Source organism: Lysobacter enzymogenes (genome assembly GCF_017168095.1).
GTDB classification, from domain to species: Bacteria; Pseudomonadota; Gammaproteobacteria; order Xanthomonadales; family Xanthomonadaceae; genus Lysobacter; species Lysobacter enzymogenes_D.
Window position 1 is genome coordinate 9,196 of the sequence record NZ_LXSD01000374.1, and the last position, 5,622, is coordinate 14,817.

5 protein-coding genes are annotated in these 5,622 nt (G+C 71.0%); all 5 read left to right on the plus strand.

Features of this window, described 5'->3' with window-relative positions; all coding sequences use genetic code 11:
- Positions 1–844: XVIPCD domain-containing protein (locus A7A76_RS15095; protein ID WP_343225341.1), on the plus strand; the 844-nt coding region annotated here is incomplete at its 5' end.
- A 325-nt stretch (positions 845–1,169) separates the two neighbouring features.
- Positions 1,170–2,696 (plus strand): TerC family protein, encoded by a 1,527-nt coding sequence (locus A7A76_RS15100; protein ID WP_206411953.1) that lies wholly within the window; start codon positions 1,170–1,172, stop codon positions 2,694–2,696.
- Between the two features lie 419 nt (positions 2,697–3,115).
- Positions 3,116–3,916, plus strand: a complete 801-nt coding sequence (locus A7A76_RS15105) for a TetR/AcrR family transcriptional regulator (RefSeq protein WP_343225342.1) — start codon at positions 3,116–3,118, stop codon at positions 3,914–3,916.
- 247 nt (positions 3,917–4,163) lie between these two features.
- Positions 4,164–4,736, plus strand: a complete 573-nt coding sequence (locus A7A76_RS15110; protein ID WP_083382846.1) for an RNA polymerase sigma factor — start codon at positions 4,164–4,166, stop codon at positions 4,734–4,736.
- A 141-nt stretch (positions 4,737–4,877) separates the two neighbouring features.
- The coding region (locus A7A76_RS15115) for a FecR family protein (RefSeq protein WP_206411954.1) at positions 4,878–5,622 on the plus strand (745 nt) is incomplete at its 3' end.

The following is a 5,622-nucleotide window of genomic DNA, read 5'->3' on the forward strand; positions in this document are numbered from 1 at the left end:
CCACGTCATGGCGGCCGACTTCGTCAGCTCCGCCAGCCATCACTACGGCGAGGTCAAGGTCTACGCCAGCCGGCACGACATCGCGACGCTGTCGGGCGCTGGCTACGCCAACAACGAGCGCGCGCTCGACCGCGGCAACCTGCCGGTCGCCATCGCGCGCGGCGCGACCTCGCACAGCCTGCACAACTTCCGCGACACCGACGGGGTCAATCCGGATCTGTCGGTGCTGCGCGACCCGGAAACCAGCATCAACGCGCATCGTTTCCAACCGATGATCGGGAAGTTCCGCGACGATGTGTGGGCCATGCGCGAGGGTGCCTCGCTCGGCGGGGCGATCCTGCGCGGCCCGATGGGCATCGCCGAGGAGATCGGCCGTCGCCTGCCGGAAAAGCCGCCGGAGAGTCCGTTCAAGGACGCGCACGGCGCGCTGCCGGCGGACGGGTCGCGGGCAATCGACCCGCGCCATCCCGATCATCCCGGCCATTCGATGCACGGCGCCGTGCAGGCGGGCGTGGAGCGGGTCTACGCGCAGCAGGGCCGTCCCTTCGGCGAAGGCGGGGAACGCACCGCGGCGGCGTTGTTCGTCGACGCCCGGCTGAAGGGAATCGATCAGGTCGATCACATCGTCGCTGGCCGCAACAACGGCGCCGGGATCGATGTGTTCGCCGTACAGGGCGAACTGGCCGATCCGGCGCACAGGCGCGCCCAGGTCAACAGCGAAGTGGCGGAACGGATTCCGGTCGAGGCCTCGTTCCGGCAACTCGCGCAGGCCGAGCAGAAGCCGATGTCGCAGGAACCGCAGAGCCAGGAGCAACTCCGCTCGCCGGCCGTGCGCACCGCGTAACGCTTCCCACGTCGATCGCGACGCGCGAGATCCGAGCGCGGTCCGGAAGCGATCCTCGCTGCATTCGCGACCCGGCCGCAGCATCCGCAGCCCGCCGGCGCCCTCTCGCATCCATCCAGGCCCATCGGGTACCTGCTCGCAGTCGTGCCGGGCCAGTGCGCGCCCGAGTGTCCAACTGCGGCGAACTGGGACGCCGTCCGCCGCAACGCCCGCGCGACGCACGCGCCGCCGCTCCACATGAACGCGCTGTAAGCTCTGTGAGCGCGCCGTCGCGACCGCGCGTGCAAGAATCGGCCTTCCTTTCGCTGCGGCGCGCGTGTCCCTTATGGAATGGCTTTCCGACCCGACCATCTGGATGGGTCTGGCGACCCTGGTGGTGCTGGAGATCGTCCTCGGCATCGACAACCTGGTCTTCATCGCCATCCTCGCCGACAAGCTGCCGCCGCATCAGCGCGACCGGGCGCGCCTGATCGGCCTGAGCCTGGCCCTGCTGATGCGCCTGGCGCTGCTGGCGACGCTGTCGTGGATCATGCGCCTGACCGCCCCGCTGTTCTCGCTGTTCGGCCACGCCTTCTCCGGCCGCGACCTGATCCTGCTCGGTGGCGGCCTGTTCCTGTTGTTCAAGGCGACGATGGAACTGCACGAACGCCTGGAACCGCCGGCCGACGAAGGCGCCGGCGGCAAGGTCCACGCCGCGTTCGGGCTGGTGGTGCTGCAGATCGTCGTGCTCGATGCGGTGTTCTCGCTCGACTCGGTGATCACCGCGGTCGGCATGGTCGACGAACTGGGGGTGATGTTCGCCGCGGTCATCATCGCCATGGCGGTGATGCTGGTGGCGAGCAAGCCGCTGACCGGCTTCGTCGGCCGCCACCCGACCGTGGTGGTGCTGTGCCTGGGCTTCTTGCTGATGATCGGTTTCAGCCTGGTCGCCGAGGGCCTGGGTTTCAAGATTCCCAAGGGCTATCTGTACGCGGCGATCGCGTTCTCGATATTGATCGAGGCCTTCAACCAATGGTCGCGGGCCAATCGCGAGCGGCATGCGCGGCGCCTGCCGCTGCGCCAACGCACCGCCGAGGCGGTGACCCGGCTGCTCGGCGCGCGCCCGCTCGGCGAGGACGAGCGCGCCGGTGCCGGCGCGGCCGCGGCCGAGCCGGGGCTGGAAGCGGCCGAGCACGACATGATCCGCAGCGTGCTGACCCTGGCCGAGCGCTCGGTCGCCAGCGTGATGACGGTGCGCGCGGACATCCAGTGGATCGATGCGCGGCGCGGGCCGGAGCACGCCGCGCAGCGGCTGATCGCCACGCCGCACACGCGCCTTCTGGTGTGCGACGGCGAGCTCGACGACCTGCAGGGCGTGGTCGCCAGCCGCGACCTGCTCGCCGCGGCGCTGTCGGGCCAGCCGCTGGCGTTGGCCGAGCACCTGCGCGAGCCGCTGGTCCTGCCCGAATCGAGCACCGCGCTGCACGCGCTGGAGCGCATCCGCGAGCACCCGATCGCGCTGGCGGTGGTGGTGAACGAGTACGGCGGGGTGGAAGGCCTGGTCACCGCCAACGATCTGCTCGCGGCCATCGCCGGCGACCTGGTCGACACCCGCGACGCCGACTTCGGCATCGAGCGCGGCGAGGACGGCGCCTGGATCGTCGATGCCTCGATCTCGCTGGAGGACCTGTTCCGCGCCACCGGCATCGCGCTGGAGCGGCAGGCGTCGTACGTCAGCGTGGGCGGGCTGTTCCTGCACCTGCTCGAACGGCTGCCGGCGGCCGGCGACCGGGTCCGCAGCGGCGGCTGGCAGCTGGAGGCGCTGAGCCTGGAGCGGCGCCGGGTCGGTCGGGCGCGGCTGACGCCGGTGTGAGCGCCGCGCGGCCATGAATCAGCGCCCCCGATCAACGCCCCGATCAACGCCCTGATCAGCGCCTGGATCGGCACCCCGGCCCGCGCCGATCGCGGCGCAGGCCGCGCCGCGAATCCAGACCGGAACTGCGTCACGCCGGCGCGACGAACCGCAGCAAGCTCCGCGCCGGCCGTCCAGGCGCCCGTTTCGGCACAGGCGTTCGCGGTGGCGCGAATCCGCCGCCGAATCAATCCCTTATCGCCCGCGGCGCAGGCCGGCGCGGTGCCGCCCGTGGATTCATCCGGCACGCATATTGCGCTGCAGCGTGCAGTCGCCGAAACGGCCTGCTTAGTCTAACGGCCGTTTCAATTCCGCTATTCAATCCGCGAGTTGGAGCAAACCCTCGGGTCGCCAGGCGGAGCCGTGCAAGGACACCGGCCGTGAACAGTCCCCGCGCCAATTCGAGCGATACCCGCCGGCGCCTGCTCGAGGCGGCCGAGGCGCTGTTCATCCGCCACGGCTACGAGGGCATGCTGCTGCGCCAGATCACCAGCGAGGCCAAGGTCAACCTGGCCGCGGTGAACTACCACTTCGGCAGCAAGGAAGCGCTGGTGCAGGAACTGCTGTCCTCGCGCCTGGACCGGCTCAACCAAGAGCGCCTGCAACTGCTGTCGCTGTGCGAGCAGCGCTTCGGCGCCCAGCAGCTCGACGCGCCGACGGTGCTGAGCATCCTGTTCGTGCCGGCGGTGCGGCTGAGTCGCGACAGCGCCGGCGGCATCTCCTTCATGCGCCTGCTCGGCCGCGTCTACAGCGATCCGTCGCCGTTCGTGCGCGGCTTCCTGTACGAGCATTACCAGCCGATCTACGAGCGCTTCTTCGAAGCCTTCGCCCGCGCGCTGCCCCACCAGTCGCGCAACGAGCTGGGCACCCGCCTGCATTTCGCGCTCAAGGCGCTGTCGGGCGTGCTGGCCGGCGAAAACATGGACGAACTGATCGCGGCGATCTGCGTCGGCGAGGCGGTCAGCGATTCGCTGATGCTGGGCCGGCTGGTCGCCTTCGTCTCACCGCTGTTGACTACGCCGTTCGACAATCTGGCCCAGGTCCGTCACGTCGAACAGGTGATGGGCCTGGCGCCGGCCGCGGCGCTGGGCGCCGACGCGACCTTGCGCGGCGAGCTGGAGGCCGGGCGCAAGCCGCGCGGAATCCTGCCGCTGTGGGCGGAAAAGGTGGTCGGCGCATGAGCGCACGGGCGACGGCGATGCGCGCAGCCGGGCAAGCAAGGGCAGGGGGCGCCCCGACGCCGCAGCCCTAGGGCGGCGGCCGCGAGGCGAAGCAAGTGCGCTACCGGAACCGCCGTGCGCGGCTGCGGCCCGGACCCCCGCCAGGGGCGTCCGCCGCGGCCGTCGGCGTCGGCGCCGCCGAAGCGGCCCCCGCGTGGGGCGGGGCCGCGGCATTGGGTGCATTCCATTGGTTAGGAAGGAAAGAGCAATGACCGATCCGGCGTCATGGCCGCATGAGTCCGCATCGCTCGCCGAGTACGGGGAGGATGGCGCCGCCCAGTGGAACAACGTGTCCCTGCGCTACCGCCTGCCCCTGCGCGGCTTCTTTTCCAAGCGGGTCAAGGACGCGGCCGAGGTCGAGGACCTGACCCAGGAGGTGTTCCTGCACCTGATCCGGCGCGCCCGCGGCGGGCCGATCGAGCACGTCGAGCAGTACGTGTTCCAGGTCGCCGCCAACACCCTGCGCGACTGGGGCCGGCGCCGAAAGGCCCGCAACCAGGACGCGCACGAATCGTTCGACGCCCAGGTGCACGATCCGGCTACGGATATTTCGCCCGAGCGCGTCTTACTGGGTAAGGAGCAGGTCGAACTGGTCGCCGCGGTCCTGCGCGGGCTGCCCGAACGCACCCGCGACGTGTTCGTGCTGCGGGTGATGGAGAAGAAGAAATATGCGGAAATCGCAGCGATGATGGCCATCTCCGTGCGTTCGGCCGAGAAGCACATGGCCAAGGCCCTGGCGCAGTTGGGAGGCATCGTCGATGGATTGGGAACGCAGGACTGAGCGGCGCGCCGGCCCCCCCGGGGCGGGCGCGGCCTGTGCGTTCGGACCCGGTCGGCCTGAGCGGGCCGTCACGGATCGGAACATCGGCCGCACGGCGCGTTCGCCGCGCATCGGCCGCAGTTGCTGGAGAGGTCACACCCGATGAAATGCAAAATCGCGCTGGTGCGGGACGGGGCGGAGGAACCCGGATCGCGGAGCATCGACGAGGACGCGGCGCGCTGGAGCGAGATCCTGCGCGAGCGCGACGACGCGACGATGCGGGAGGCGTTCCAGGCCTGGCAGGCGCAATCGCCGCAGCACGCGCAGGCCTACGCGCGCGCCGACGCCGCGCGCCGGCTGGCCGAGATGCTGGCCGGCGAGCCGCAGATGCAGGACCTGCGCCGCGAAACCCTGGGCCGCATCGCCCGCGACGCGGCCCTGCGCCGCGGCCGCCGACGCAACTGGGCGGTCGCCGCCTCGCTGGTGGCGTTCGGCCTGCTCGGCGCGATCGGGCTCAACCTCGGCAACTCCTGGAAGGCGGTCGGCGACGCCCGCGACGCGCTCGCCGGCAACGTCTACCAGACCGGCGTCGGCCAGCGCGAAAGCTTCGTCCTCGCCGACGGCTCCAGCATCACCCTCAACACCGACAGCCGGGTCAGCACCCACTACCGCGACGGTCTGCGCGCGGTCACGCTGGAGCGCGGGCAGGCGCTGTTCAAGGTGGCCAAGGACCGCAGCCGGCCGTTCGTGGTCAGCGCCGGCGGCCGCCAGGTCACCGCGCTGGGCACCGAGTTCGATGTGTACCTGTCGCCGCGCGCGTTCGAGGTGACCTTGCTCGAAGGCCGGGTCACGGTGACCCGCGCCGCCAAGGCCGCGGCCGCCGCGGCCGGCGCCAAGCCCGCCGCCG

What these genes read in the sequence shown, in the direction of transcription:
- A7A76_RS15100 (WP_206411953.1), top strand. Translation starts at nt 1,170, where the DNA reads ATGGAATGGCTTTCCGACCCGACCATCTGGATGGGTCTGGCGACCCTG.
- A7A76_RS15110 (WP_083382846.1), top strand. Translation starts at nt 4,164, where the DNA reads ATGACCGATCCGGCGTCATGGCCGCATGAGTCCGCATCGCTCGCCGAG.